The sequence below is a fragment of the Ciceribacter sp. RN22 genome (assembly GCF_024054295.1).
Taxonomy (GTDB): Bacteria; Pseudomonadota; Alphaproteobacteria; order Rhizobiales; family Rhizobiaceae; genus Allorhizobium; species Allorhizobium lividum.
This window is the reverse complement of the sequence record NZ_JAMXLD010000002.1, coordinates 1,155,297-1,181,249: the sequence shown is the minus strand read 5'-3', so window position 1 is coordinate 1,181,249 and position 25,953 is coordinate 1,155,297. Positions and strand designations below refer to the sequence as shown.

Annotated in this window: 23 protein-coding genes, 1 tRNA gene and 2 riboswitches; of the genes, 10 read left to right on the top strand and 14 right to left on the bottom strand. The window is 59.6% G+C overall.

The window, feature by feature from the left end; genetic code table 11:
- Positions 1-5 precede the first annotated feature (5 nt).
- The gene (locus tag NHF53_RS20550) at positions 6-533 is read left to right on the top strand and encodes an RNA pyrophosphohydrolase (RefSeq protein WP_114362772.1); all 528 of its coding nucleotides are present in this window, start codon (positions 6-8) and stop codon (positions 531-533) included.
- A 40-nt stretch (positions 534-573) separates the two neighbouring features.
- Here the strand turns inward: NHF53_RS20550 and bfr are convergent, their stop codons facing one another.
- The 5 genes from bfr to NHF53_RS20525 form a co-directional block, all read right to left on the bottom strand.
- Positions 574-1,059, bottom strand: coding sequence for a bacterioferritin (bfr, locus tag NHF53_RS20545; RefSeq protein WP_252835824.1), 486 nt, complete (start codon positions 1,057-1,059; stop codon positions 574-576).
- Positions 1,025-1,336, bottom strand: coding sequence for a (2Fe-2S)-binding protein (locus NHF53_RS20540; protein WP_112690657.1), 312 nt, complete (start codon positions 1,334-1,336; stop codon positions 1,025-1,027). The genes bfr and NHF53_RS20540 overlap by 35 nt, the downstream gene beginning before the upstream one ends.
- 101 nt (positions 1,337-1,437) lie before the next feature.
- Positions 1,438-4,749 (bottom strand): error-prone DNA polymerase, encoded by a 3,312-nt coding sequence (locus NHF53_RS20535; RefSeq protein ID WP_252835823.1) that lies wholly within the window; start codon positions 4,747-4,749, stop codon positions 1,438-1,440.
- On the bottom strand, positions 4,746-6,266 hold the full coding sequence (locus NHF53_RS20530; RefSeq protein ID WP_308218695.1) for a DNA polymerase Y family protein: 1,521 nt from the start codon (positions 6,264-6,266) through the stop codon (positions 4,746-4,748). Before NHF53_RS20530 ends, NHF53_RS20535 begins: the two co-directional genes overlap by 4 nt.
- Positions 6,217-7,221, bottom strand: coding sequence for a hypothetical protein (locus tag NHF53_RS20525; RefSeq protein WP_308218689.1), 1,005 nt, complete (start codon positions 7,219-7,221; stop codon positions 6,217-6,219). Before NHF53_RS20525 ends, NHF53_RS20530 begins: the two co-directional genes overlap by 50 nt.
- A 99-nt stretch (positions 7,222-7,320) precedes the next feature.
- On the opposite strand from NHF53_RS20525, the gene NHF53_RS20520 reads away from it, so the two are divergent.
- Positions 7,321-7,761 carry a metallopeptidase family protein gene (locus tag NHF53_RS20520; protein ID WP_114362767.1) on the top strand — a complete coding sequence of 147 codons (441 nt, stop codon included), beginning with the start codon at positions 7,321-7,323 and terminating at the stop codon, positions 7,759-7,761.
- A 53-nt stretch (positions 7,762-7,814) separates the two neighbouring features.
- Here NHF53_RS20520 and NHF53_RS20515 read toward each other — a convergent pair whose 3' ends face one another.
- Positions 7,815-8,021, bottom strand: a complete 207-nt coding sequence (locus NHF53_RS20515; RefSeq protein WP_252835822.1) for a DUF1737 domain-containing protein — start codon at positions 8,019-8,021, stop codon at positions 7,815-7,817.
- Positions 8,018-8,935 (bottom strand): CoA ester lyase, encoded by a 918-nt coding sequence (locus NHF53_RS20510; RefSeq protein ID WP_252835821.1) that lies wholly within the window; start codon positions 8,933-8,935, stop codon positions 8,018-8,020. Before NHF53_RS20510 ends, NHF53_RS20515 begins: the two co-directional genes overlap by 4 nt.
- A gap of 108 nt (positions 8,936-9,043) precedes the next feature.
- Between NHF53_RS20510 and NHF53_RS20505 the strand changes: the two genes are divergently transcribed.
- The 5 genes from NHF53_RS20505 (at position 9,044) to NHF53_RS20485 (ending at position 13,340) form a co-directional block, all read left to right on the top strand.
- Entirely contained in the window at positions 9,044-9,271 is a 228-nt protein-coding gene (locus NHF53_RS20505; RefSeq protein WP_252835820.1) for a hypothetical protein, read from the top strand.
- A gap of 153 nt (positions 9,272-9,424) precedes the next feature.
- A complete protein-coding gene (gene leuD, locus NHF53_RS20500) occupies positions 9,425-10,030 on the top strand; it encodes a 3-isopropylmalate dehydratase small subunit (RefSeq protein WP_252835819.1) in 606 nt (201 codons plus the stop codon).
- A gap of 146 nt (positions 10,031-10,176) precedes the next feature.
- Entirely contained in the window at positions 10,177-11,289 is a 1,113-nt protein-coding gene (leuB, locus tag NHF53_RS20495; RefSeq protein ID WP_252835818.1) for a 3-isopropylmalate dehydrogenase, read from the top strand.
- A gap of 121 nt (positions 11,290-11,410) precedes the next feature.
- A complete protein-coding gene (gene lpxE, locus NHF53_RS20490) occupies positions 11,411-12,226 on the top strand; it encodes a lipid A 1-phosphatase LpxE (protein ID WP_252835817.1) in 816 nt (271 codons plus the stop codon).
- Between the two features lie 238 nt (positions 12,227-12,464).
- Positions 12,465-13,340: an RNA polymerase factor sigma-32 gene (locus NHF53_RS20485; RefSeq protein ID WP_252836022.1), complete on the top strand. Its 876-nt coding sequence runs from the start codon at positions 12,465-12,467 to the stop codon at positions 13,338-13,340.
- A gap of 24 nt (positions 13,341-13,364) precedes the next feature.
- Here the strand turns inward: NHF53_RS20485 and NHF53_RS20480 are convergent, their stop codons facing one another.
- The 4 genes from NHF53_RS20480 to thiB form a co-directional block, all read right to left on the bottom strand.
- Entirely contained in the window at positions 13,365-14,867 is a 1,503-nt protein-coding gene (locus tag NHF53_RS20480) for a M48 family metalloprotease (RefSeq protein WP_252835816.1), read from the bottom strand.
- A gap of 293 nt (positions 14,868-15,160) precedes the next feature.
- On the bottom strand, positions 15,161-15,877 hold the full coding sequence (locus tag NHF53_RS20475; RefSeq protein ID WP_252835815.1) for an ATP-binding cassette domain-containing protein: 717 nt from the start codon (positions 15,875-15,877) through the stop codon (positions 15,161-15,163).
- Entirely contained in the window at positions 15,861-17,504 is a 1,644-nt protein-coding gene (thiP, locus tag NHF53_RS20470; RefSeq protein WP_252835814.1) for a thiamine/thiamine pyrophosphate ABC transporter permease ThiP, read from the bottom strand. Before thiP ends, NHF53_RS20475 begins: the two co-directional genes overlap by 17 nt.
- Before the next feature lie 4 nt (positions 17,505-17,508).
- Positions 17,509-18,477 carry a thiamine ABC transporter substrate binding subunit gene (gene thiB / locus NHF53_RS20465; RefSeq protein ID WP_252836021.1) on the bottom strand — a complete coding sequence of 323 codons (969 nt, stop codon included), beginning with the start codon at positions 18,475-18,477 and terminating at the stop codon, positions 17,509-17,511.
- A 99-nt stretch (positions 18,478-18,576) separates the two neighbouring features.
- Positions 18,577-18,690, bottom strand: a riboswitch (TPP riboswitch).
- Positions 18,691-18,878: 188 nt separating this feature from the next.
- Here thiB and NHF53_RS20460 point away from each other — a divergent pair.
- Complete coding sequence (locus tag NHF53_RS20460; RefSeq protein ID WP_252835813.1) at positions 18,879-20,648, top strand: ABC transporter ATP-binding protein/permease; 1,770 nt, start codon at positions 18,879-18,881, stop codon at positions 20,646-20,648.
- Between the two features lie 3 nt (positions 20,649-20,651).
- Here the strand turns inward: NHF53_RS20460 and NHF53_RS20455 are convergent, their stop codons facing one another.
- Positions 20,652-22,484 (bottom strand): ABC-F family ATP-binding cassette domain-containing protein, encoded by a 1,833-nt coding sequence (locus NHF53_RS20455; RefSeq protein WP_252835812.1) that lies wholly within the window; start codon positions 22,482-22,484, stop codon positions 20,652-20,654.
- A 4-nt stretch (positions 22,485-22,488) separates the two neighbouring features.
- Complete coding sequence (locus NHF53_RS20450; RefSeq protein WP_114362991.1) at positions 22,489-23,139, bottom strand: thiamine diphosphokinase; 651 nt, start codon at positions 23,137-23,139, stop codon at positions 22,489-22,491.
- A 152-nt stretch (positions 23,140-23,291) separates the two neighbouring features.
- Positions 23,292-23,369, top strand: a riboswitch (SAM riboswitch).
- Positions 23,370-23,463: 94 nt separating this feature from the next.
- Here NHF53_RS20450 and metA point away from each other — a divergent pair.
- Complete coding sequence (metA, locus tag NHF53_RS20445) at positions 23,464-24,393, top strand: homoserine O-succinyltransferase (RefSeq protein WP_252835811.1); 930 nt, start codon at positions 23,464-23,466, stop codon at positions 24,391-24,393.
- Positions 24,394-24,496: 103 nt separating this feature from the next.
- On the top strand, positions 24,497-25,507 hold the full coding sequence (locus NHF53_RS20440) for an aldose epimerase family protein (RefSeq protein WP_252835810.1): 1,011 nt from the start codon (positions 24,497-24,499) through the stop codon (positions 25,505-25,507).
- A gap of 164 nt (positions 25,508-25,671) precedes the next feature.
- On the opposite strand, the gene NHF53_RS20435 is transcribed toward NHF53_RS20440, so the two are convergent.
- Positions 25,672-25,746 (bottom strand) — tRNA-Gly (locus NHF53_RS20435).
- Positions 25,747-25,953: the final 207 nt, after the last annotated feature.

Genomic DNA, 25,953 nt, shown 5'->3' with positions numbered 1-25,953 from the left:
TCGACATGTCCCGTGTGAGTGAACGGAAAGTCCAGGCCGAAGATCTGCCTTATCGCCCCTGCGTCGGCGTCATGGTTCTCAATGGAGAGGGACTCGTGTGGGTGGGACGACGGATTCCGGCGGAGAACTCCGAGTTTGACGGTTCACTGAAGCTCTGGCAAATGCCGCAGGGAGGAATCGACGACGGCGAGGATGCCCTGAGCGCGGCGATGAGGGAGCTTTACGAGGAGACCGGAATGCAGTCCGTATCCCTGTTGGCGGAAGCCAGCCGCTGGATCAACTACGACCTGCCGCCACACCTGGTCGGGATTGCACTCAAAGGAAAATACCGCGGCCAGACACAGCGTTGGTTCGCCTTCCGTTTCGAGGGAAATGAGAGCGAGATCGCGATTAATCCACCTCCTGGCGGCCATCACCCTGAATTCGACGCGTGGGAATGGAAGCCCATGCACGAACTGCCGGACCTGATCGTTCCCTTCAAAAAAGAGGTCTACGATCAGGTCATCGCGGAATTTCGCCATCTGGCTGGCTGAGAGATGACGTTCGCATGATTGCGGGCGTCTCTCGATGTTACTACTCAGCCGAGTCGGCCGAATCCGAGTTCAGGAGTCCGTAGCGCTCCTCTCCAAGCTTGCCCAGAAGATCCAGCTGGGTCTCGAGGAAGTCGATATGACCTTCCTCATCGGCGAGGAGTTCCTCGAAGAGCGCCATGGTGACGTAGTCGCCGGCCTGATGACAGATCTCACGAGACTTTTTGTAGGAAGTGCGCGCGTCATACTCGCCAGCAAGATCGGACTCCAGCACTTCCTTGACGGTTTGCCCGATCCTTAGCGGAGCCACCGACTGCAGGTTCGGATGGCCTTCGAGGAAAATGATACGGGCAACCAGCTTGTCCGCATGATGCATCTCCTCGATGGATTCGGCACGCTCCTTCTTGGCAAGCTTCGTATAACCCCAGTCTTCGAGGAGACGGTAGTGAAGCCAATACTGGTTGACTGCGCCGAGTTCGAGTAAGAGGGCTTCGTTAAGCTGCTCGATGACTCCCTTGTCGCCTTTCAAGATCAGCTCTCCTTCTTTCTTCGTGGAAAGTCTTCAGGCGCGCTATGAAATCAACAACCTCGGCCTGTGTCGATTGGCGGCGGGCATGATATTCCTCGGTTGTGTTGATAATCAGATCAACAACCGTCGGAAAACAGCCACAGCAGCGGCCCCGCTTGGCCATCGCGTGATAGACCTTTGCAGGCACGATGAGCTGCCAGCAATCCTCATCGAGGAGCTGATTGATGACGTCCTTGATTTCGGTGTCGGTGATGTAGTTGCAGCTGCAAACAAGCATGATGCGGCCTGTCCGGAAACTCGTACTCGTACCCTCCTTTTGCTAAAGAAGAGATTTAGTGTCAAGAAAATTTCGGGTACGTACGACAATCGCTACGTAGGTCAATGGAAATTGCGGCCCTTTGGCATTGCGTCCCGTGTTGACCCGGCAGATGGAAACATGCCTGTTGGGTTCCCGGGCTTGCCGAACATCTGTTGGATCATCAAGCGGGAAGTCGCGCCGGCATTGACCAGCCCGCTATGGCGGTCGCCTTCCAGCAGACCGAGAGCGGACGACCAATCCTCGATCTCCTCCGCAACCACATGAATGACCCCGTCGGCCTTCTGTAATCGTCCATGGATCTTTATGAAACGGGCCCCCATGACCACCGGTCGAAAACGCTCGAAGGTCCTCGACCAGACAATGATATTGGCAATTCCTGTCTCGTCCTCGATGGTCATGAAGATAATGCCGTTCGCCGAGCCGGGACGCTGGCGCACCAGCACAAGCCCGGCGATGGTAATTTTCCGTCCGTTCTCCACGACCTCCAGATCTCGGCATCGACGTATTTGGAGCGCGTCCAGTTGCTCGCGAAGAAACGAAACAGGGTGCGCCTTCAGGGAGAGGGAGAGATAGCGGTAGTCGTTGACCACCTGTTCGCTGTCCCGCATCTGCGGAAGCGGTGTTTCAGGCTCCACCTGAAGGTCGCCGTGATCGGTAAAGAGTGGCAGATGTTCAACGGCGCTTCCTTCGTCAAGGGCCTTTGCCGCCCACAAGGCAGCCCGGCGGTCGAGCTGGATCGAGCGAAAGACATCCGCATCCGCGAGCCGTTCGATGACGGAACGCGGAAGACCGGTCCGCAGCCAGAGATCCCGGACGGAAACGTAACCGTTGCCCCGGCAAGCGAGGAGCCGGTCGACATTCTTCCGCGTCAGCCCCTTGACCTGCCGGAATCCGAGCCGCACCGCCTTCCGCGCCAGAATCACGTCTTGCATCGAAATGTGCCGAGGGTGGATGCAATCACGCTCGAAGGCGCCGTCCTCCAACGTCGCATCCCATTCGGACTCATTGATATCGACCGGTCGTACGACGACCCCATGATCCCGGGCATCCCGAACCAATTGCGCCGGAGCGTAAAATCCCATCGGTTGTGAATTGAGAATGGCGACACAAAAGATATCCGGATAATACGCCTTCAGCCAGCAGGACGCGTAAACCAGCAGGGCGAAGGATGCGGCATGGCTCTCCGGGAAACCATACTCGCCGAACCCCTCGATCTGCCGGAAACAACTCTCGGCGAACTCGGCATCGTAACCATTGTTCACCATGCCCTCGACCATCTTCTTCCGGAAGGTATGGATTGTTCCGGTCCTTTTGAACGTCGCCATCGCCCGCCTGAGACGGTCTGCCTCACCTGGCGTGAAGCCTGCAGCGGTAATGGCGATCTGCATGACCTGTTCCTGAAAGAGCGGAACGCCGAGCGTTCGTTCCAGTACCCCCTCCAGTTCAAGGCTCGGATACGTAACCGGTCGGCCGGCCCATTTGTCCTCCCGCCGTTTCAAATAGGGATGCACCATGTTGCCCTGAATGGGACCGGGCCGAACGATCGCCACCTCGATCACCAGATCGTAGAAATTCACAGGCCTGAGGCGCGGCAGCATGCTCATCTGGGCCCGGCTCTCGATCTGGAAAACGCCGATCGTGTCGGCGCGGCAAATCATGTCATAAACCGCCGGCCGATGGTCCCGGCACAGATCGGCGAGTGTAATACGTTTTCCGTAATGGCTTTCCAGCAGCTTGAAGGCTCTGGCAAGGCAAGTCAGCATGCCAAGCGCCAGAATATCGATCTTGAGGATGCCGAGCGTATCCAGATCATCCTTGTCCCATTCGACCATGTAACGACCGTCCATCGCCGTTTTCATGATCGGAACCACCTCGTCCAGCCTGTCACGCGTTATGACGAAGCCACCCACATGCTGGGTCAGGTGACGCGGAAATCCGATGAGTTTGGAAGCATAGGTGAGGACACGTTGCGTCGTCAGATTGCTCATATCCAGGCCCGCCGCCCTGGCCTCACGCTCGGAAAGATCCGCGGCTGACCATCCCCAGACGGTGCTCGCGAGTGCCGATTGCACATCCTCCGACAGTCCGAAAGCTTTGGCGACCTCACGGCCTGCCGAACGCGCACGATAGCAACTCACCGCCGCCGCCAGCCCGGCATGCTCGCGCCCGTATCGCTCATAGATATGCTGAATGACGATCTCCCGCTTCTCATGCTCGAAATCGACGTCGATATCCGGGGGCTCGTCGCGTTCCGTCGAGATGAACCGCTCGAAGAGCAGCGTTGTCTCCTTCGGATCGACTTCGGTAATGCCGAGACAGTAGCAGACGACGGAATTGGCCGCCGAACCCCGTCCCTGGCAGAGAATGCCTTCGCTCCGGGCAAATTCGATTATATTGCGGACCGTGAGGAAATAGGGCTCGTATTGCTTCTCGCGAATGAGGGCCAGTTCATAGTCGATCTGCTTTGATACCTTTTCGGGTACCCCTGCGGGGTAACGTCTTGCCGCACCGGAGCGAGCCAATCTCTCAAGCGTTTCAGACGGTGTTTCACCGGCAAGGCTCTCATTGGGATACTGGTAGCGCAATTCGTCCAGAGAAAAAGAGAGCCGGCTAAAGAACTCCTCGGTATTGGCGATCGCCTGCGGATAATGCCTGAGGAACTGGGCCATCTCCGCCCCGGTCTTCAGATGCCGTTCCGCATTCGGAGCCAGACGGAAACCGGCTTCGGTGATGGGAATATGGGTGCGGATGGCGGTAACGATATCGGCGAGCGGCCGGCGTGTCGCCTCGTGATAAAGCGGCTCGTTGCTGGCAATCAAGGCAAGCCCCGCCTCTTCGGCCATGGAAGCGAGCACGGCAAAGGTGATCCGATCGAGACCATCATAACGCGGGACAAGTGCCAGGAATACCCGGTTGCCGAACCGGGAAGCCAGCCGGCGGAGCAGTCCCGGCAAGTGTCCTTCGTAGGTGGCATGCTCAACCTTCGGCACCACCGCGATCAGCAAATCCCCTCCCCACGCGTGCAGATCCGTCTCATGGAGAATGCAAACGCCTTTTTCCCCCTTGAGATTGCCGGCACTGAGCAGCCGGCAGAGATTGCCCCATCCGCGGCGGTTTTGCGGATAGGCGAGGACGTCAGGTGTGTCGTCGGCGAAGACAAGCCGTGCCCCCGGCTGGAACCGGAAGCCCGTTTCCTTGGCCTGGGCATGCATTCGCACCACACCGGCAACAGTGTTTCGATCTGCAACACCGAGACCCGGAAGACAAAGCCTGCTGGCCGCCTCCACGAGTTCCTCCGGATGAGACGCCCCTTCCAGAAAGGAAAAATTCGTTCGTGTTCCGATCTCGAAAAAGGCGGGCGCAGCCGTCATGCGAAAACTCCGTGCATGAACCAGCGCGGCATCTCGACATTCGAGACATAGGCGCCCTCACGAAACAGCCAGTAGCGATGCCCATCATCGTCCTCGACCTGGAAATAGTTTCGCGCTGGAGCCTCTTCACCATCGATCCACCATTCCATGGCGAGTTTCTCCGGACCTTCGGCCCGCCGGACACGATGAAGACATCGCCGCCAACGGAAACTCATGGGCGCACCTTCCGACGCCTCGGCCGTCGCCTCGATGATTTCCGGAACCTTCAGGAGCCGGATCGGTCGTCTTGCCTGGACCGGCCGGTTCGCCCCGGATTCTCTCTGCCCATTTTCCGGAGAGACGATTTCCATAAGATCACTGACCGGCAGGAGAAGCGATGCTCGTTCCGGGACATGGCTTTCCTGCAAGACAGGCCGTGCAAGACAATCCGGGCCGAAACGGGCGACTGCCTGATCGACAAAGACTGCCAACGCGGTTTCGACGGCAGCACTGCCGATAAAATCCGACTGCATGCGATCGAGCGTCTCTGCCTGCAACACATTGAGCCGCAGGATTTCGAAACCGTATCCCGTATCCAGTTCGTCATGCAGGGCGACGAGACGTTCGGAAAAGAGACAGGCGATGCGTATTGGATCGCGTAGAGGGACGGAACTGCCCACACCTATCCGGAAAACCTTTCCGTCGACCCTAAAAAGGAGCACTTCAAAGCGGCGCCCGCCTTGGCAACGTGCCTCGAGTTCCAATTTCAGCGTCACAGCCATCCGCTGGATGAGTTGAAGGATGGCCTCCTCACATTGAAGGGGTTCGGCAAGACGCCGCTCAACGGAGAGCTCCGCAACCGGCCGACGGGGTGAGATCGGCTCATCCTCCCGCCCGAACATCTGGTCGAGGCGACGCAATGGCAAGGAACCAAATCGACGTGCAAGAGGCGCCCGCGGAGCGGCAAGCAGATCACCGATCCGTTTGAGTCCCATCTTGCAAAGGGCCAGTACCGTCTCCTCCGGCAGTCGGCATGCAGCTATCGGAAAGGAAGCCGGAACGGATTTGGCATCCCCCTCGGAGATCGTGCCATTGCTGCCAAAGCGCGCCGTTGCCCAGGATAATCCGGGAGTGGAGGAAATCGCCCCACGGACATCAAGTCCCATTTGGAACAGGCGCTTCAGGATATCCTCAAGCAGCAGCTTTTCGCCGCCCAAAAGATGGGAGCAGCCGGTGATATCGAGGAAGAGGCCTTCTCTGCCCTCGATGGCGACCAGCGGTGTATAACGATCGCACCAGTCGGAGATTCCTTCCAGGAACCGGCGATCGGCGGCCTCATCGGCGGTAACGGCATCAAGAGAGGGACAAATCGCCCGCGCTTCCGCCAGACTTTGTCCCGACTTTAGTCCAATGGTTGCAGCAATCTCATCGACAGCAGTCAACCGCATGGCATTCTTCATCCGTCCCGTACAAACGAGAGGTGGATGGTCAGGACGCCCGGCCGAACGCCACGACGGCCCCCAAAGACGACGTGCAATCCTGTCGGTCGGCAGATGGGGAAAGAACAGAGCCAGAATTCGTCTGCTCGTTGGCTGCTGGAGCAGGGAGGACGGTGGCGAGGGAAAACAGACGCTCATAGGGGTTCCACTCCAGATGGATATCGACAGGGGCCGGAAGTCGGCTCTTTTCCAAGGTGACCTGGAAGACGGGATTGGCGATGCCGCCGCCGAGCGCCGAACCGTCGGGAAGAATACGGGATTGCGCCGAAGATGGGCGGATGCGCGCACGAAAGACAGTGCTGCCGGCCTCCTCCTCCCCTCCCTGCCGCAGCAGCAACAGAGGCCGGCCTGCGGAACGCGCCTTGAGACTGAGGCGGCGGCTTTCCGTCAGGCCGAAACGACGAGGATTGCCGCAAACTTCCAGAATGACGGCACAGAAGACACCGCTTGCGAGGCCCGCCTCCGCGAGCCAGAGTCCATCCTCGATGCGCCTTGGTCTGGCACACAGGAGATACTGCGGATCAAGCCCGTAATCCCGAAGACCGGCAGCATGGGGCAGCCCCACCTCCCTGGCCACAGTCTCATCACCAATCCAGAGAATGCGAACCGGCCCGGAACCGGAAGAGGAGTGCGCCAGAAGACAAGCGGAAAGAGCCATCACGAAACCGCTTGCCGCTCCGGCATCTCCCAACCGACCACTGCGAATTTCGGTCACCGCATCAAGCGGTATTCCGCCTTCCATCGGCCCATCCAGTGCCTGAAGGCCGATCGACAATACCTTTGTCTCGTCTCGTTCGGATGCCCGTCCTCCAAATCCGGACGCCTCTGGTCCCCTGCGAGCAACATCCAGATCGACCTCGGTTCGTCCCTCGATGTGAGCAATGGTCTGACGCAGGGCAAAAAGCGTCTCCCGCGTCACAGCTTTCGCAGCCATGACGTCCAACTCCGTTATTTGTTCTCTATATGTTCCATATGGATTCCAGAGCTTCAGCAAAGAGTCAACCGTATTTCATGAGAATTTATTCCTTGCCCGGATTTCCCCTCGAAAAGCTCCGGCAAAGGTCCTATATGACTGGATAGACAAGGAGTCCCGATGGCCCGGATGGATCAGACCGAAGATTGGCGCGAGCGCCACGCACCGACGATCAGCACGTTTGAATCACTGGCGATCGAGGCCTATAGCCATCTGCCAGAAGAATTCCGCGCACTCACCGACAATCTGATCATCGAGATCGCCGACTTTCCGACCGATGAAGTCTTCGAGGACATGGCGCTCGAAACACCTTTCGATCTGCTGGGCCTCTTCGAAGGCCGTGGTATTTCCGAGCGTTTCACCATGGAAACCGGCGAGATGCCGAACCGTATCATGCTCTACCGCCGTCCGATCCTCGACTATTGGGCTGAAAACGACGAAACCCTAGGCGACATCATCACCCATGTATTGATCCACGAGATCGGACATCACTTCGGCCTGAGTGACGACGACATGGCCCGCATCGAGGAAAGCGCCGAAGACACCGCAGCCGGCGGCTGAAGAGGAAAAATTTCAAGGAAAAGCAACGGCGTCACGCGCGCCGTTGCATTTTTTTATTGTTCACCGAGCTTCATGCTCGGATCATAATCCTTGCCGTGCACCGTCTTCACCACCGCCTGCCCGCAATACATCTGGTTCGTCGCGGTATTGAAGGAGAGGCTCGGAGCGCCGTGCAGCTCCCAGCCCTTGTTCAACGCATCGGTGACGCGGTGACAGAACGATGCATCATCCGGCCCGGTGAGGAAACGATAAAGTCTCATGCTGAATTGCCTTTCCCATCTTGGATAGTCCTTACCTTCGTCAACAACCGTCGAGCCTGCTCGAGATGCAGTCGCTCGATCATTCGGCCGCCGCTGTTGACGACGTTGAGCCCAGCCGCTGCCGGATCGGCGAAGACCTCGACAATTGCCTGCGCGTCCGCAATCTCTTCCGCACTCGGACCGAAATTCCAGTTCGCCGGAGCAATCTGCGCGGGATGGATCAGCATCTTTCCATCGAAGCCCATGGAACGCCCTTGCCGGCATTCGGCTTCGAAGGCGGCAATATCCCTGAAATCGTTGCTGACGCTGTCGATCACGTCGAGCCCGAACGCCCGCGCCGCCAAGACGACCTGCATCAGCCAGGGGACGAGAAAGGTCCGTCCGGGCTCGGCCGGCACGCCGGTCGCCTTGCGCAGATCGTTGAGGCCGACAACCAGACAGTCAAGCCGCGCCCCGTCGGTCCGGCCGGTTCGTGCGATCGCAGCGGCATTGAGCACGCCGAGCGGCGTTTCCATCATGGCCCAAATGCGCAAATGCTCCGGTGCATCAGCCTCGGCCAGCAGATCGGCCACCTGTTCCACGTCCTGCGGACCGTCGACCTTCGGTAACAGCACTGCGTCCGGACGACAAGCGATGACGGCCGCCATGTCGTCGGCGGCGAATCCGGTATCGTGCCCGTTGATCCGGATGACGCACTCCTTGCCATGCAGATCCGACACGTCCGCAAAGAAACGCCGGAGATTTTCGCGCGCTTCCCCCTTCTTCTCCGGAGCGACGGAATCTTCGAGGTCGAAGATCACGACGTCGCAATCGAGATCCGGAACTTTGGCGAGCGCCCGCGGATTAATGGCGGGAACGCTCAAGACGGAACGGCGCAGCCGGACCGGAAGATTGGCAAGGGACGACGAGCTCATGGGCGCACTTGTGCCAAGCTTTGTCGGAGCATGCAAGACGATCGAACCTCGTAAAACCTTGCAATTCGGGGGCAGAAGGCCCACGTTATCCTGGAAAGGACTTCGACCATGCAAAACCTTCGCACCATTGGCCTTGCTCTCGCCGGCATTTGCGTCTTCGCGACCGCCGCCGTCTTCACGATTTCGCTTACGCTGGTCGCCGGAGCGATCCTGACCGTTTCTCTCGCCGTACGTATGCTTTCGACGCGAGCAAAACCGGCGCCGCTCTATGCCAAGGCCAAGCATCGCGAGATGCATGTGTGGAATGACGGCCGCGGCACCATCATCGATCTTTGAGTGCCGGCTCCGTATATCGTTCGGGCAGACGTAATCCTCAACCGCCTGATTCCGGTAGCACGCTGCTGCCGTGAGATTCTCCTTCAATTTCTCTCGCTTTTCCTCTATTGGCAGGAAGCCCCGCAGGAATGTTGAAGATCACAGGCAGGAATGATGGAAAAGTTCGTTAAGCTCACCGGTGTCGCCGCACCGCTTCCAGTCGTCAATATCGACACCGACATGATCATCCCGAAGGATTATCTGAAGACGATCAAGCGCACCGGCCTCGGCAAGGGACTTTTCGCAGAAGCCCGTTACAAGGAAGACGGCTCCGAGAACCCGGATTTCGTCCTCAACAAGCCCGCCTATCGCAACACGCAGATCCTGGTCGCCGGAGACAATTTCGGCTGCGGCTCTTCTCGCGAGCACGCCCCTTGGGCTCTGCTCGATTTCGGCATCCGCTGCGTGATTTCAACCAGTTTCGCCGACATCTTCTACAACAACTGCTTCAAGAACGGCATCCTGCCGATCGTCGTCAGCCCGGAAAATCTGGAAAAGCTGATGGACGACGCGAGCCGCGGTTCGAATGCGGTCCTGACTGTCGACCTGGAAAACCAGGAGATCACCGGTCCGGACGGTGGGACGATCAAGTTCGACCTTGATCCGTTCAAGCGCCATTGCCTGCTGAACGGCCTCGATGACATCGGCCTTACTCTTGAAAAGGCCGCAAGCATCGCGAATTTCGAAAAGGCAAATGCTGTTGCTCATCCCTGGGCATAAGCTCTCTCGATAATTTCGATGAAGGCGGCCCTACGGTCGCCTTCATCGCTTGTGGCCCAAGGCGTACCGCTTGCGGCCTTGCCGCGCTTGAAATGGCGGTCTGCCGCCGATAAAACGCCGCAACTCATTTGAAGCAGGGGTTTCCCATGACAGTGCGCAAGCTTTTCCTCCTCCCCGGTGACGGCATCGGCCCCGAGGCCATGGCCGAGGTCCGCAAGATCATCGCCTATATGAACTCGGAAGTGAAAGCCGGCTTCGAGACCGACGAGGGCCTCGTCGGCGGCTGCGCCTACGACGCGCACGGCGTTGCGATCTCCGAAGACGACATGGCCAAGGCCATGGCCGCAGACGCCGTACTCTTCGGCGCCGTCGGCGGTCCGAAGTGGGACGCAGTTCCCTATGACGTCCGCCCGGAGGCCGGCCTTCTTCGTCTTCGCAAGGATCTGGAACTCTTCGCCAATCTTCGTCCGGCGATCTGTTATCCCGCGCTCGCCTCGGCATCGTCGCTGAAGCCGGAGCTGGTCGAGGGGCTCGACATCCTGATCGTGCGCGAGCTCACGGGTGGCGTGTATTTCGGCGAGCCGAAGACCATCACCGACCTCGGCAACGGTCAGAAACGCGCAATCGACACACAGGTCTACGACACCTACGAGATCGAGCGTATCGCATCGGTCGCGTTCGAGCTTGCCCGCACCCGTAAGAATGCCGTCTGCTCCATGGAAAAGCGGAACGTCATGAAGTCGGGCGTGCTCTGGAACCAGGTCGTTACCGAAGTTCACAAGACGAAGTATCCGGACGTCAAGCTCGAGCACATGCTGGCCGATGCCGGCGGCATGCAGCTGGTGCGCAACCCGAAACAGTTCGACGTCATTGTCACGGACAATCTCTTCGGCGACATGCTCTCCGACGTCGCGGCCATGCTGACCGGCTCGCTTGGCATGCTTCCCTCGGCATCACTCGGTGCACCTGACGCGAAGACCGGCAAGCGCAAGGCCCTTTACGAGCCGGTTCACGGCTCCGCGCCCGATATCGCCGGAAAGGGCATTGCGAACCCGATCGCGATGATTGCATCTTTCGCGATGTGCCTTCGCTACTCGTTCAACATGATCAAGGAAGCCGACACGCTTGAAAAGGCGATCGCAAACGTCCTTGAAAAAGGCATCCGGACGGGCGACATCATGGCGGAAGGTTGCCGGCAGGTCGGGACCTCGGAAATGGGCGACACCATTCTCGCCGAGTTCAAGGCACTTTCTGCCTAAAGGACCGAACAACCGAGCCCGCGCAAAAGGAACGCGGGCATTCTGGTTGCGTGGTAGACTTTTGCCGGGTGGCTGCACGCCACCCCGCATTGCAAGAAGCCAGAAGGATCGAGGACGGAGCGTGGCAAACGGCCGCCAAGTTAGAACGATTGAGAAAGTCAATGCGGGTGCAATCGCGGCTTGGCTGAAAGCCCGTCACGAGAGGAATACGCTTCCTGCTTCTTCGTCCTACTGGCGGATTTTCTTGTTCGTCACCGCCAATCTTGTCCTGCTTGCGTTTCTGGTCTTCGATGTTCCCGCGGCCGCAACGGCCGGAGACGCCGCAAGCGCTATTCGGTCGGTCAGTCGCGCCGTCACCGACATCGGCAAATCCGGCTGGATTCTTTTCGGGTCCGCCTTCGTCTTCCTCGCCGCGTTCACGGCATCCAGCAAGATCGAAAGTGCCAGGCGACGCTTTCAAGCGCTCTACACAAGCCAGATTGCCCTTTATCTCTTCGCAACCGTCGCGCTATCCGGACTTTCGGCGAATCTGATCAAGCGCGCGATTGGCCGCGCCCGACCGATCCAGTTCGAAGAGTGGGGTGCATTCGGCTTCTCGCCCTTTGCCGGAAATGCCCGCTTCGAAAGCTTCCCTTCGGGCCATGCAACCACCATAGGCGCGCTGTTCATGGCTCTTGCGCTGCTTCTTCCGCGCTATCGTGTCGTTCTTGCCATGCTGGCGGTCTGGCTCGGCATGACGCGAGTCATGGTAGGAGCACATTATCCCAGCGACGTAACTGCTGGATTGGCGTTCGGAGCGTGGTTTTCGCTGTTCATCGCGATCGCTTTTTCTCGCTATGGCATCGTCTTCAAAACCGCTCCGAACGGGCTACCGGCGCCGCGTCTCTCTCTGCTTCGCAACGTCTGGCCGGGTTTTCGCGCACGACGATCACGCTGAGGACTCCGCTCCCTCTCATACTTTCACAAGTGCGTGAGAAGAGGCATTTCCAGTCAACGACATGCATCGATTTGGCGACGAACCCGTAGAATGGGTGCGCGATGCGCAGCTCCGTGCGGTTCTCCTTGGAAGCAGAGAGGAAATTTTCCTGAACCATGGAACCAGCGCCCTGCTTACCCGTTCATCAAGGGCCGTCAGTGCTCGTGCCCCGCATGGCCATCCAGTTTTGGAGACGCAAATGAACGCCATGTCCGTTGACAGACACATTATCCGCTTTGCGATGGCTCAGCCCTATCTCGAACGCGAGGAGGAAATTGATCTCGCCAAAAGATGGAAAGATGGCCAGGACCGGGAAGCCCGCAATCGCATTGCCTACGCGCATATGCGCCTTGTCATCGCCATGGCGACGAAATTCCGTGGCTTCGGTCTTCCGCTCAACGATCTGATCCAGGAAGGATACATAGGCCTTCTCGAAGCGGCGGCCCGGTTCGACCCGGCGCGGGAGGTTCGCTTTTCCACCTATGCCGGATGGTGGATCCGCGCCTCGATGCAAGACTACATTCTCCGCAACTGGTCGATCGTCAGGGGCGGAACGAGCTCGTCTCAAAAGGCGCTCTTCTTTAATCTTCGCAGGCTGCGTGCGAAGCTCGCGCAAACCGACAGTCACCTGACCGATCAGGCCATCCATCAGCAGATCGCCACTGCTCTCGGCGTCAGCATCGCGGATGTCCAATCGATGGACGCCCGTCTGGCCGGCAGTGACGCCTCCCTGCAGACACCCGTTATGGGCAGACACGGACAGGGCGTCGAGCAACTTGAAATGCTGGAAAGCGACGAGCTCCCGCCCGACGAGCAGGTCAGCGGCAAGATCGATGGAGAGCGCCGGTCGAAATGGCTCAAGTGCGCGATGGAGCGACTGAATGACCGGGAAACCCGGATCATACGGGCACGCCGCCTATCCGAAGACGGTGCCACACTTGAGGAACTGGGCGCCGAACTCGGCATATCGAAGGAGCGGGTACGTCAGATCGAAACCCGGGCAATGGAAAAGCTGAAGACGGCGCTAACCACCTGCGGCCCCAAATCGGGGGAACTGCGCGAACTCGCCACCTGACAAAAATTCGCCGATCGGCGAGCGTTACTCGGAAATGATCTTGACCCGACTTCCGGGCGTCACAGTCGAACCAGAATTGAGCGCGTTGATCAGTTTGAACAGCTCGAGCTTCCTTTCTGTGCCCATCATCCGCGCCGCGAGCGACCCAACCGTGTCGCCTTGCGCGACCGTCACAACCCGAACACGCAACGGCTTCAGAGAAGCAGCCTCCTGTCGGGTAATCCGGCGGAAGCTCGACCGAAGCTTTTCCGCCGTCGGCTCAAGGGCCGGGCTACCCTTCGGCACTGCCGTGAGGAAGCGGAAGATCTGCGGACCGATCCGGATGACGGTGACATCGAAATCCCACCGTTCCGCCGAGGCCCGTGCAGTGGCCGCCTCGAGGCCGTTGACGTTGGTCGCGCGAATGGTTTCGGGAAGAAGCCCTGTGACCCATCCGCTAGAAATGTAATTGGAAAGGCTGCGGTGATCGCTGTCGGCGATCCCGTCGAATCGAATTGCCACGTCACCCGGTCCGGTCGCCAAGACGGCTTCGACCTTGTTGTCGATCTGAAAGCCGTCCGGAACATCGAAACGAATACCGAGCCCGGTGTGAAGGAACGTCTGTCCACGGACATAGCCCTCCTGCGGGCTGTCACCATAAAGCAGGCCGTCGATTCCCTGCAGGTAATAGTCACGCCCCGTCTCGCCGTGAGTTCCTTCGGGACCGAAAGCGCGCGCGTGGCGTCGAGCCAACTCGACCCGCTGAGGGGCATTGGGGTGGCTCGACAAGAAGTCGAGACTCTGGTCCGAATAAGGGTCAACCGACGTGAAATGGCTGTAGGCCGCCATGGAATCGAGAAAGCGAGCCGCCGCGTAGGGGTCGTACCCCGCCTCCCCCAGTGTTCGCACGCCGATCACGTCCGCCTGCAACTCCTGCTGGCGCGAGAAGGCCGCGAGCCGAAGTTTCCCACGGGCCAATGCCTGCTTGCCGGCGAGATCGCTCGAAAGAACCTCGGCCACGACGCGGCTTGCGATCACCTCCGCCTCTTCGCGTCGTTGGCGCTCAATTCCATGATTGGCTGTGACGTGAGCCATCTCATGCGACAAGACGGCTGCGACCTCCGATGCGTCGTTGGCAAGCGCAAGGAGACCACGGGTCACATAGAGATAGCCGCCAGGCAACGCAAAGGCGTTGATTGCCGGGGAATTGAGAATCGTGATTCGGTAGGACTGGTTGGGATTCTCCGAAACGGCGGTAAGCGCGCCCGCAATACGTGCGACCAGCTTTTCGGTTTTCTCGTCATGATACTCGCCGCCATAGCTCGCGACGATCCGCGGATGTTCGCGCGCGCCCATCTGTGCACGCGGGTCGCCCTTCTGAACCTCTTCGACGATCTGCGGGTTACTCGACGGAGAGACGTCGGCGACGTAAGCCTGTTCGAATAGCGATTGGCATGACGACAAGAGCGCGGTCAACGAAACGGCTGCGAGCAGATGCAACGACCGCCGCAATCCCCGCGAGCTCGCAAAAGGACTGGGCACCAACATATCTCTGTCCGTCGGAGCTGGCATTCTGCCCAGGCTACCTTCCTTCGATATGAAGGGTCGGCACCAATGCGTGCCGCCCTCGATAAACATTACCGGCTGCGTGTTCTTCGTGTCTTCGATATGCCCGAAACAACATCATTCAACCGGTAACCGCAACACAACATATAGGAAAGGGAGCCTTCTCCGGTAAGACGATACCGAGGCATGTACGCGGAAAATGCATCATCCGAGTTGCGAATGCCACTGGGGCACGTCCAAATTATGGCGACGACACCGAGATGCAACACTTCAAGTCAACCACCGAGAAACGTCCTGATGCCTTCGATGTCGCCACGATCAAAGAACACATCGACCGGACCGGAGAAGGAGATTCTTCCCTGATCCACGAAGAGCACATGCTCCGCAAGACGTGCCACCTCATCCGCGTCATGGGTGATGACCATCACCGTGTTGCGCGTTTCGCGATGTAGCTCTTCGAGAAGGTCTGCCATGGCCGATCGCAATCCCGGATCCAGGGCTGCGAAGGGCTCGTCCAACAACAGCAGCGGTTTGCGCCGCACGAGCGCTCTCGCAAACGCAGCGCGCTGACGCTCCCCACCGGAGAGCGTCGAGGGAAGACGGCACTCAAAGCCCGCGAGCCCAACGCGCTTCAGTGCCGTCGAGACCATCGCACGCTCGTCGGCACCGAGGTGGAGACCCGGGTTGATGCCAAGACCGACATTCGTGAACAAATCGAGATGGGCAAAGAGATTGTTGTCCTGAAACACCAAGGAAACCGGACGATCGGCCGGCGGAAGGCCGCCGACGTCCCTCCCTTCGATCAGTAGCCGACCTTGATCCAGTGTTTCGAACCCGGCGATGAGGTTGAGCAGAGTCGACTTTCCGGAGCCGGAGGGTCCGGCGACTGCGGTGATCGCTCCCTTGGGAATTCGGCAATCGAACCAAAAGTCCTGTGCCCCGAGTTGGAGCCGGACATCCTCCAGGACAACGGCATCAGATTCGTCCGGCATTCTCGACGTTATCCTTCCGGGGCGGTTCGCCGGTGGTGCCGGCGAGGGTTAAGAGCAGGCAAATCAGGCCGAGAATCAGAGCGAGCCCGTCGGCATCGTTAGTCCGGTAGTGCCCCATGCGACTGTAGATCAGCCACGGCAAGGTCGTTACTTTTTCCGAGCCGAACAAGGCCACGGCTCCGAGGTCGCCGAGCGAAAGCGCCATGGCGAAGGAGAGACCTGTCAGTAATGGCTTCTTGAGCGGTGGCCAGTCGACGAGCCACAACTTCGAGAAACCGCCGATGCCCAGGCTAAGGACCAGACGCTCCGTTGCCGCGCGATGGTTTGCCAGAGCCGGCTTCACGACCCGCATGACGAAGGGCAAGGCCATCAACGCATTGATCCCAACAACGACCGCCGGTGCAAAGCTCGCGATGTCGCCCATCGATCTTAGCGCCATGAACCAACCCGTCGCGAGTACAATGGTCGGGACGAGCAGTACGAGGGATGACACACCGGCCAGCAGCACCGAGACGCCGTTCATCACCGGAGCAGGGCGCCGCAGAAGACCGATCACCGTCTGTGCATGGATTGTCGCCAGCGCGAGCGCGAGTGCCGTCAGCGCCGAGCCGAGCGCGATTGCCATGCTTGTCACCGCTGCCCGCAGAAACGCCTCCTCGCTGAGAAGCCTGAGGAGGTCGGCCTTCAGGCCGGAGAGAACGACAGAGCCGAGCGGGAGACCGAGGAACAACATAGCGGCGGTAAGCACCGCCCCGTCTGAAAGACGCACAGTAAGGCTCGCGCTGTCGAACCGTCGCGACGGACGGCCAAGTGTCTGCCCGTGTCCCTCCGGCGCCGGAAAAAGGGCCATCGCCACCAGAACCAGGGCCGTAACGGCGATCTGCAGGAAGGCCAACGAAACCGCCCGCTCCGGATCGAAATCGAACCGCAGGGCCTGGTAGATCGCCACTTCGAGGGTCGTGGCGGCGGGACCTCCCCCGAGAATGAGGACAAGCGTGAAGCTGGTGGCGCAAAGCATGAAAACGAGGCCGGCGATGCCGGGGATGAGCGGGCGGAGCGCAGGCCATTCGATGAAACGGAAGACCGCTCGTGGCTTCATGCCAAGCGTCGCACTCATCAACCAATATTCGGACGGCAAGCGCTCCAGTCCGGCAAGCATCAGGCGCGCGGCGAGCGGCAGATTGAAGAAGACATGCGCGAGCAAGATGCCGCCGAGACCGTAAATGCTGACCGGCTCCGCCTTGCCAAGGAAGAGCAGTCCGTCGTTGACCAGTCCCTGTCGACCCCAGATGCCGATCAGTCCGAGCGCGCCGATCAGCACCGGGAGTCCCATCGGCACAGCCATAAGCCGGACAAGCCACAGCCGTCCGGGAAAGCGCGTCTGGCGGGCGAGCGATCTTGCAACCGGAATGGCCAGCATTACCGAGAGTACCGTCGAGAGCGCTGCCTGCAACAAGGTGAAGCGCAGCACGGACAGGAGTAGCCGATCTGAGAAAAGAACCGCCAAGCCGCCGCTCCCGCCGTAGCGGAGCAGCGACAGGATCGCGACGCCGACAAACGCCCCTATGGCTGCAAGGCTGAATGCCCCGCCAAGAAAACCCGTCAAGCGTTGTCGTCGTACCAACATCTCGCTACTCGAGCGTCATTGCCGTGAGCCATTCGTCGATCCAGGCCTTCCGGTTGGCCGCGACCTCCTCCGGCGACATCAGGAATGTCCTGGAGGGATTGACGAGCTTTCCGAATGCCTCCGGCAGCGGTTCCGAGGTTGGCGCGGCGGGCATCATCCAGTTGTTGGTCGGGATGGTGTCCTGAAAACCGGGTGTCAGCACGAACTTCAGGAAGTCTCTCGCGAGGTCCTTTTGGGGCGCATTCTTGAGCATGCCGGCGACTTCAATCTGGATATAGTGGCCTTCGGAGAAGGCGGCAGCCTGGTAGCGGTCGGTTTCCTCGGCGATCATGTGGTAGGCGGGTGATGTCGTGTAGGACAGCACCATCGGCACCTCGCCCTTGGTGAAAAGTCCATAGGCCTCCGACCAGCCGGGTGTCACGGTCAAGACGCGCCGCTTCAATTTCTGCCAGGCGGCCGGCGCGTCATCACCGTAGACAGACTTCACCCAGAGCAGAAAACCGAGCCCCGGCGTCGACGTGCGGGGATCCTCGATCACGATCTTCTGCGAAGGATCCCCTTCCACGAGTTCCTTCATGCTCTTCGGCGGGGTCTTCAGCGCCTGCGTGTCGTACACGACGGCAAAATGACCATAATCGTACGGGATGAAGGTATCGTCGGAGAAGCCGCCGGGAACCTCGACTGCTGACGTGTCGACGCCGTGGACGTCGAAAAACCCGGTCTGCTTCGCCTCGGCAACGAGATTGGTATCGAGCCCCAGGATGATGTCGGCCTTGCTCGTATCTCCTTCGAGCTTCAGGCGCGTGAGCAGAGCCACACCATCGGCGACCCCAACAAAGTCCACCTTGCACTCGCAGGTCTTTTCAAAAGCCTCCTTGACCTTTGGCCCCGGCCCCCACTCGGAGATGAAGCTCTCGTAGGTGTAGATCGTCAACGTCTTGTCCGCAGCCGACACGGGAACAGTCGACAGCATGACGATTGCGGCCGCCGCAGCCAAAGCTCGGCCGGGAAAAACAGATATCGTGGCTCGCATAAGCGCCCCTCCTTTGAATTGGTCTTCCGGGAAAAGGGCGTCTGTTACGCGTCTAATCCCTCCGCCGGTCCTAGCCGGATCAGGTTCCGCGGGTTGGTGTTCACCTCTCAGCCTCCGGTTCCTGACGACCCCTTGGCACCCCGTTAGAGCAAGGCAGAAATAGCGCGACGTTTTGCGCCACGCAAGCATGGGACGGCTTGCGACCAGAACGCCTGGCTTCAACGGGACGGTGACGCTTGCCCTTTCTGCCTTTTTCATGCCACAGCAATCGGCTTATCAACCGATCGGCAAGTTGCTTGGCCCTATTATCCGGCCACCTGGTGCGCGGAAGAGCCTGACCCATGACCAATGCAGAGCCACTAGAGCAGTCTGGAACCGCGGCGGCGAGTTACGAGATCGGCTTCAAACGACAGATTACAATTGCCGTAGCGTCGTTCTGGGAATCGCCGGTTCGCAATCGTATCGTTCTCGTCGCGGCAGCCTTGCTGGCAATCATTCTGCTGACCGCTTACGGCCAGATCCTTCTGAACAGATGGAACGCGCCTTTCTACAATTCGCTGGAACGCCGAGATTTGCCGGAATTCATCGTCCAGCTGAAGAATTTTGCATTCATCGCCGGGTTCCTTCTTCTGCTCAACGTCGTGCAGACATGGCTCAATCAGATGGCTGCGCTCTACATGCGAGAAGGTCTGTCACGCGACGTTGTCGACCAGTGGCTGACAGACCGGCGAGCGTATCGGCTTTCGCTTTCCAGTCCTCTCGGCGTCAATCCCGATCAGCGGCTGCACGAGGATGCACGCAAGCTTTCCGAGATGACCACTTCGCTCACGATTGGCCTCGTCCAGGCGACGATCTTGCTGATCAGTTTCATCGGCGTGCTCTGGCAACTATCGAGTGGCTTCGTCTTTCATTTCGGCGATACAAGCTTCTCGATCCCCGGCTACATGGTCTGGGGAGCGATCTTCTATGCCAGCATTGCGTCTCTGGCCAGCAACCTTGTCGGTTTTCGGCTGACGCGCATCAATGCCGAACGGTACGCCCGTGAAGCCGACCTGCGCTTCTCGCTGATGCGCACCAACGAGAATCTCGAAGCGATAGCACTTGCGCGCGGCGACGAAACCCAGCGCCAGCGCATCCACACCAAGATCGACGATGTCATAGGCCTGATCCGCCAACTCGCGATAGCTCTCACCAACCTCACCTGGGTTACCGCGGGCTTCGGCTGGCTCGCTCTGGTCGTCCCGACGTTGATCGCGTCTCCGGCCTATTTTGCCGGAACCATGAGCTTCGGAGAATTGATGATGTCGGCAGCCGCCTTCAATCAGGTCCACTCGGCCCTGCGTTGGTACGTCAACAATTTCGACTCCATTGCGGACTGGAAAGCGACGCTCCTGCGCGTCATGAGCTTCAGGGCTGCGCTCGTTGACATGGATGACTACCATCCCAAAGGCAGCGAGGTCCTGCTCGAGCGTGGCGCGACGGAACAGCTCGCGTTCAAGAACGTGACGATCTGCGCGAAACCGAATGGCAACAGCTGCGATCACGCCTTTCGTTTGCGCGAACCGGATCCAGTCATCGGAGCCGGCGAAAGGGTGATGATCAACGGCGACCAGGGCATTAACCGGAAGCTGCTCTTCGATGCGCTTGCCGGACTTTGGCCGTGGGGTAGCGGGGCGATCGAGCTGCCTGCGCAGGAGATCCTCTTCGTCCCACAGCTGGACTATCTTCCGGAAGGATCACTGCGCGATGCCTTGCTCTTCCCGGTGTCGGCGCCCTCCTTCTCCGACGAGGAGATCGCAGCAGCACTAACCCGGGTCGGGCTTGGCGATCTCACGCAATCCCTTGACGAACATGCCCGATGGGATCGCAGGCTCGAAAAGGACGAGCAGATATCGCTCGCATTCGCCAGTCTACTGCTGCGATGCCCGCAATGGATCGTCTTCAACGATGTTCTCGAAGGTTTGGAACCGGAAACGGTCGAACGACTATCGTCGGTGATGCACGAGTTCCAGAACGCCACCCTCATCTATATCGGGCGATCCGGCGCCTTCTACGACGCAATGTCTCCGAGACTGCTGCACCTGGAGGCGCTCCCGCAAACTGGCCGGTGACCTTCAGCCTTCGAGTTCTTCGCGCAGCATCTCCAGTTCGAGCCACTCTTCTTCCATTCGCGCGAGGTCGGCTCGCAGCTTCTCCAGCTCCTTCGCCAGCATGTTGAACGCTGCCGGGTCCCGCGAGAACAAGCCTGGATCTGCCATTTTCGCTTCCCGGGCGGCGATTTCTCCCTCGGCTTTCGCAATCTCCTTCGGCAGGTTCTCCAGCGCGAACTTCTGCTTGTAAGAGAGCTTGGCCTTGCCCTTCGATGCTGGCCCCTCCGGCGACTTTTCACCGCCTTCCTGAACTTTCCCTTTGTCTGTCCTTGCAGCGCGGCGACGTTCGTCCTCGGCGCCTTTTCTTTGCGACAGCATATCGGAATAGCCGCCGGCATACTCGATCCAGCGACCGTCCGGCAGCTCTGGGTCGGCCGGCGCAATCGTCGAGGTAACCGTGCGGTCCAGGAAGTCACGGTCGTGGCTGACGAGGATAACCGTACCGGGATAACCGGCGACGATCTCTTGCAACAGATCAAGCGTTTCGATGTCGAGATCGTTCGTTGGCTCGTCGAGGATCAGCAGGTTTGACGGCTTTGCCATGATGCGCGCCAGCATCAACCGTGCCCGCTCGCCGCCAGACAGATTGCGGATCGGGGTGCGCGCCTGCTCGGGCTGAAACAGAAAATCCTTCATGTAACCGGTGACGTGCCGCTGCTCGCCGTTGACGAGAAGATTCTCGCCCCGACCGTCGGTCAGATAGTGGGCCAGCGTGTCGTCGGGATCGAGATCCTCGCGTTTCTGGTCGAGCACAGCGATCTCGAGGTTGGTTCCGAGCTTGACGGTTCCACCATCCGGTTCCAGCTGCCCCGTCAGCATCTTGAGCAGTGTCGTCTTGCCTGCGCCGTTCGGCCCGACGAGGCCGATGCAATCGCCACGGTGAACGCGGATCGAAAACGGGGCGACGATCGTGCGTCCACCATACGCTTTCGTGATCCGTTCCGCCTCGATGACCAGCTTCCCGGATTCGCGCGCATCGGCGAGGCTTGCCTGCACGGTCCCCTGCGGTCCTCTGTGGCCGCGATAGTCGGCGCGCATCGCCTGCAACTGCCCGAGACGACGCATATTGCGCTTACGTCGCGCCGTAACGCCGTAACGGAGCCAGTGCTCTTCCCTCTCGATCGCCTTGCCGAGCTTGTGCTGTTCGATCTCTTCCTCCTCGAGGACCTTGTCACGCCACTCCTCGAAATGACCGAAGCCCCGGTTGAGACGACGCGCAATGCCGCGGTCGAGCCAGACCGTCGCGGTCGAAACCTTCTCAAGAAAGCGGCGGTCGTGAGAGATCAGAACGAGCGCGCTGCGGCTCTTCTGAAGCTCACCTTCGAGCCACTCGATGGTCGGCAGGTCGAGATGGTTTGTCGGCTCGTCGAGCAGCAGAATATCCGGTTCAGGTGCAAGAACACGTGCCAGCGCTGCCCTGCGCGCTTCGCCGCCCGAAAGGCTCCTGGGATCCTCCTGCCCGGTCAGACCGAGGTGCTCCAGAAGATATGCGACGCGGTAGGGGTCATCTCCCGGCCCCAGTCCGGCTTCCGCATAGGACTGGACGGTCTCGTATCCGTCGAAATCGGGCGCCTGTTCGAGATAACGGACAGTCGCGCCCGGATGTCGGAACAACTCACCGGACTGCGGCTCAACAAGTCCGGCGGCGATCTTCATCAAAGTCGATTTACCCGATCCATTGCGTCCGACGAGGCAGATGCGATCGCCCGGCTCTACCTGAAGGTTCGCGCCGGAAAGCAACGGCGTACCGCCGAAGGACAGGAAGATGTTGTCGAGTTTGAGGATAGGAGGCGCCAATGGTTTATGCTCCAGTCAGGTCAAAGGGGCGGGCAAGAAGCATTGCTTCCCCGCTGTCGAGCGACAAGATAATCGCGCCCTCGGCGACGTTCGAGATGGTACGCGTCGACCCGAGCGGCAGGGAGAAGTCTTCAAGCGGATAGCGCGCGTTGTGGATCGACAGGCCTGAAAGGGGTGACAGTCCGACGACCGAAAACAGCGAACCTCGCGGCAGATCCACTGTCGCCCTTCCGGGAAGCAGTGGATAGGCCTCTTCCTCGCCTGAGGTCAGGAGCGTTTCGTATCCTTCCTTGGTGAGTTGCAGTCCCTGCAGGAGATGCATGAGTGCATGATCCGAGCGCTCCCCCCCGAGCGCACCGGCGAGGATCAGCCGGTCGGCGCCGCGTCGGATCGCTTCGCCTATCGCGATCGCACCGTCAGTTTCCGCCTTCTGAGCCGGATATGGGAGCCGGTCGACATTCGGCCAGGCTTCTCCCAGAGCTTCCGGCGAAGAATCGAAGTCACCAACCCATAGCTCCGGCACGATACCGAGCATGGACGCGTGACGCATTCCGCCGTCGGCGGCGATGAAACGCCCACCCGAGACGGCCGACTTCAACCGCTCGGTCAGGACCAGGTGCCCCCCGAGGAGGATGGTAAAGGTAGTCTTCGTCATGCGCCCGCCATAGCGCATCTCGTCAGGAAAAGGAAAGAATATCGGTGGCCACACCGACTTGCCTTCATGGTACGGGAGGGAAGCTGCAAAGCCGTGTTCAGGCCGGCGTAATGCTGGATTTCCGTTGACTGGCAGGGTACCTGAGCGTATCTAGCCACACTCGTGGTGATTTGGCCGGCCGGCTTGCAGCCACGTTAAACAAATCGCTAAAGGGCCGAGGCGAGCTCCGAAGGACTTTCCGAGGACCAATGGCGATCTGCAAGATCGCCGGCAGTTTTTGTATGTGTGGCTGCAACTGCACCGCAAGGAAGGTCGAGTTCGAACATGCCGATCAAGATTCCCGATACGTTGCCTGCCTTCGAGACTCTCGTGCACGAGGGCGTGCGCGTGATGACCGAAACGGTTGCGATCCGCCAGGACATTCGCCCCCTGCAGATCGGCCTTCTGAACCTCATGCCGAACAAGATCAAGACGGAGGTGCAGATGGCGCGGTTGGTCGGCGCCTCGCCGCTTCAGGTGGAGCTGTCCCTCGTCCGTATCGGCGGGCACAAGGCGAAGAATACGCCGGAGGAGCATCTGCTTGCCTTCTACCAGACATGGGAGGAGGTCCGCGACCGCAAGTTCGACGGTTTCATCATCACCGGTGCGCCGATTGAAACTCTGCCTTTCGAGGAGGTCACCTACTGGGACGAGTTGCGGCAGATTCTCGACTGGACGACGACCAACGTCCATTCGACGCTGAATGTCTGCTGGGGCGCGATGGCGGCCATCTACCACTTCCACGGCGTGCCGAAGTACCTCCTGAGCGAGAAGGCTTTCGGGATCTACCGCCACCATATTCTGAATCCGTCCTCCGTGTACCTGAACGGCTTTTCCGACGACTTCCAGATTCCGGTCTCGCGCTGGACTGAAGTGCGCCGGGCCGACATAGAGAAGGTGCAAGGGCTCGAGATCCTGATGGAGTCGGACGAGATGGGTGTCTGCCTCGTGCACGAGAAGACGGCAAACCGCCTCTACATGTTCAACCACGTAGAATACGACTCGACGTCTTTGGCCGACGAATATAACCGCGACGTAGCAGCTGGCGTGGCGATCAAGGTGCCGCACAACTACTTTCCCGACGACGATCCGGCGAAGAAACCGTTGAACCGCTGGCGCAGCCATGCGCATCTCTTCTTTGGGAACTGGATCAACGAGATCTACCAGACGACGCCCTACGAACTGAATGCCATCGGCCTCGACCGATCGGCCTGATCAGGGTTGTGGCCCAAGCCCCTTTCCTGGGAAACAGCGGCGGGCTGAAGACCACTCAGCGTGAGCTGTTGCGGAAATGAACGGCAATTCGAGCGGAGGAACCATGGAACGCGAACTCTTCGGGCAGACGGCGGCGGGTGAGCCGGTCTACAGGGTGACCCTCGAGGGCGGCGGGCTGACGATGAAAGTGATGACCTGGGGAGCGGTGATCCAGGATCTGCGCCTTGAAGGACATAGCCATCCACTTGTCCTCGGCTTCGAAACCTTCGACGACTACCCGCGCCACTCCCCCTATTTCGGCGCCACGCCCGGGCGATGCGCCAATCGTATCGCCAACGGATGCTTCACACTGGACGGCAAAGAATACCAGCTTGAACGCAACGAAAACGGCACCGGGCACCTTCACGGCGGCAGCGACGGTATCGCCAAACGCAACTGGGACATCGCCAGCCTGGCGCCCGATCGTGTCGAACTGGCAATCGTGGATCCGGACGGCCGTGCCGGCTATCCCGGAAACTGCTCGATCACGGCGACCTATGCCCTTCGAGAGCACGGCGTTCTGTCCGTTGTCTACACATCGACCACCGACCGTCCGACGCTCGCAAACGTCTGCCAGCATTCGTATTTCAACCTCGATGGTCGAGAAGATGCCCTCGGCCACGACCTGATGCTCGCCGCCGACGCCTATCTGCCGGTCGATGACCGACTGATCCCGACCGGAGAAATTCGTCCGGTCGACGGCACGCCGTTCGACTTCCGGACAATGTCACCGATGGACCGCCAGTTGGATGGAAAGCGTGTTCTCTACGATCGCAACTTCTGCCTTTCGCCCTCACGTGTCGAAAAGCGCACAGTAGCGATTGCTCGCAGCATTACCTCTGGCGTTGCCATGGAAGTACGGACGACGGAGCCGGGCGTTCAATTCTATGCCAGCGCAAAGCTCAACGTTCCCGTCGCAGGGCTCGAGGGTCGCCGGTATGGTCCGTTCGCCGGATTCTGCCTGGAAACCCAGACGTGGCCGGACGCAATCAACCACCCGAATTTTCCGAGCGCCGTTCTGCGTCCGGGCGAACTCCTGCGACAAGAGACGGATTACGTTTTCTCAAAGGCATGAAGCCAGAGAAGACCGAGTGCACCGACAGGTGTACGCGCCAAGTGCGCCCTCCGGCAATTCTCCTGAGGGAAATGCCGGAGCCCGTAAATGGCGGGCGACGACCAGCCGTAAAGCGGCTATTCCATCTCCGATGGCCTGGCCTGATCTCATTTATTTCGGAGAATTGGAGCGGGTGAGGCGATTCGAACGCCCGACCCCAACCTTGGCAAGGTTGTGCTCTACCCCTGAGCTACACCCGCTCATATCCGCGATCCGGGGGTAGTCGGTGGATCGTGGGTCATCCGCGTTGCGGCGACGGGCGCTATATGGCCTAACCGTTTTTCAAATGCAACAGGGAAATGACGAAATCGTCCAGAATTTTTTCAACTTGTTGGGAAACAAGGGAAAACGCCCGCCTGAGCGATAACGTCTGTGATTGCCAACGCAAGTCGCCGACCGTATCAATC

What these genes read in the sequence shown, in the direction of transcription:
- NHF53_RS20550 (WP_114362772.1), top strand. Translation starts at nt 6, where the DNA reads ATGTCCCGTGTGAGTGAACGGAAAGTCCAGGCCGAAGATCTGCCTTAT.
- NHF53_RS20540 (WP_112690657.1), bottom strand. Translation starts at nt 1,336, where the DNA reads ATGCTTGTTTGCAGCTGCAACTACATCACCGACACCGAAATCAAGGAC.
- NHF53_RS20535 (WP_252835823.1), bottom strand. Translation starts at nt 4,749, where the DNA reads ATGACGGCTGCGCCCGCCTTTTTCGAGATCGGAACACGAACGAATTTT.
- NHF53_RS20520 (WP_114362767.1), top strand. Translation starts at nt 7,321, where the DNA reads ATGGCCCGGATGGATCAGACCGAAGATTGGCGCGAGCGCCACGCACCG.
- NHF53_RS20515 (WP_252835822.1), bottom strand. Translation starts at nt 8,021, where the DNA reads ATGAGACTTTATCGTTTCCTCACCGGGCCGGATGATGCATCGTTCTGT.
- NHF53_RS20510 (WP_252835821.1), bottom strand. Translation starts at nt 8,935, where the DNA reads ATGAGCTCGTCGTCCCTTGCCAATCTTCCGGTCCGGCTGCGCCGTTCC.
- NHF53_RS20505 (WP_252835820.1), top strand. Translation starts at nt 9,044, where the DNA reads ATGCAAAACCTTCGCACCATTGGCCTTGCTCTCGCCGGCATTTGCGTC.
- leuD (WP_252835819.1), top strand. Translation starts at nt 9,425, where the DNA reads ATGGAAAAGTTCGTTAAGCTCACCGGTGTCGCCGCACCGCTTCCAGTC.
- leuB (WP_252835818.1), top strand. Translation starts at nt 10,177, where the DNA reads ATGACAGTGCGCAAGCTTTTCCTCCTCCCCGGTGACGGCATCGGCCCC.
- NHF53_RS20485 (WP_252836022.1), top strand. Translation starts at nt 12,465, where the DNA reads ATGAACGCCATGTCCGTTGACAGACACATTATCCGCTTTGCGATGGCT.
- NHF53_RS20480 (WP_252835816.1), bottom strand. Translation starts at nt 14,867, where the DNA reads ATGTTGGTGCCCAGTCCTTTTGCGAGCTCGCGGGGATTGCGGCGGTCG.
- NHF53_RS20475 (WP_252835815.1), bottom strand. Translation starts at nt 15,877, where the DNA reads ATGCCGGACGAATCTGATGCCGTTGTCCTGGAGGATGTCCGGCTCCAA.
- thiP (WP_252835814.1), bottom strand. Translation starts at nt 17,504, where the DNA reads ATGTTGGTACGACGACAACGCTTGACGGGTTTTCTTGGCGGGGCATTC.
- thiB (WP_252836021.1), bottom strand. Translation starts at nt 18,477, where the DNA reads ATGCTGTCGACTGTTCCCGTGTCGGCTGCGGACAAGACGTTGACGATC.
- NHF53_RS20460 (WP_252835813.1), top strand. Translation starts at nt 18,879, where the DNA reads ATGACCAATGCAGAGCCACTAGAGCAGTCTGGAACCGCGGCGGCGAGT.
- NHF53_RS20450 (WP_114362991.1), bottom strand. Translation starts at nt 23,139, where the DNA reads ATGACGAAGACTACCTTTACCATCCTCCTCGGGGGGCACCTGGTCCTG.
- metA (WP_252835811.1), top strand. Translation starts at nt 23,464, where the DNA reads ATGCCGATCAAGATTCCCGATACGTTGCCTGCCTTCGAGACTCTCGTG.
- NHF53_RS20440 (WP_252835810.1), top strand. Translation starts at nt 24,497, where the DNA reads ATGGAACGCGAACTCTTCGGGCAGACGGCGGCGGGTGAGCCGGTCTAC.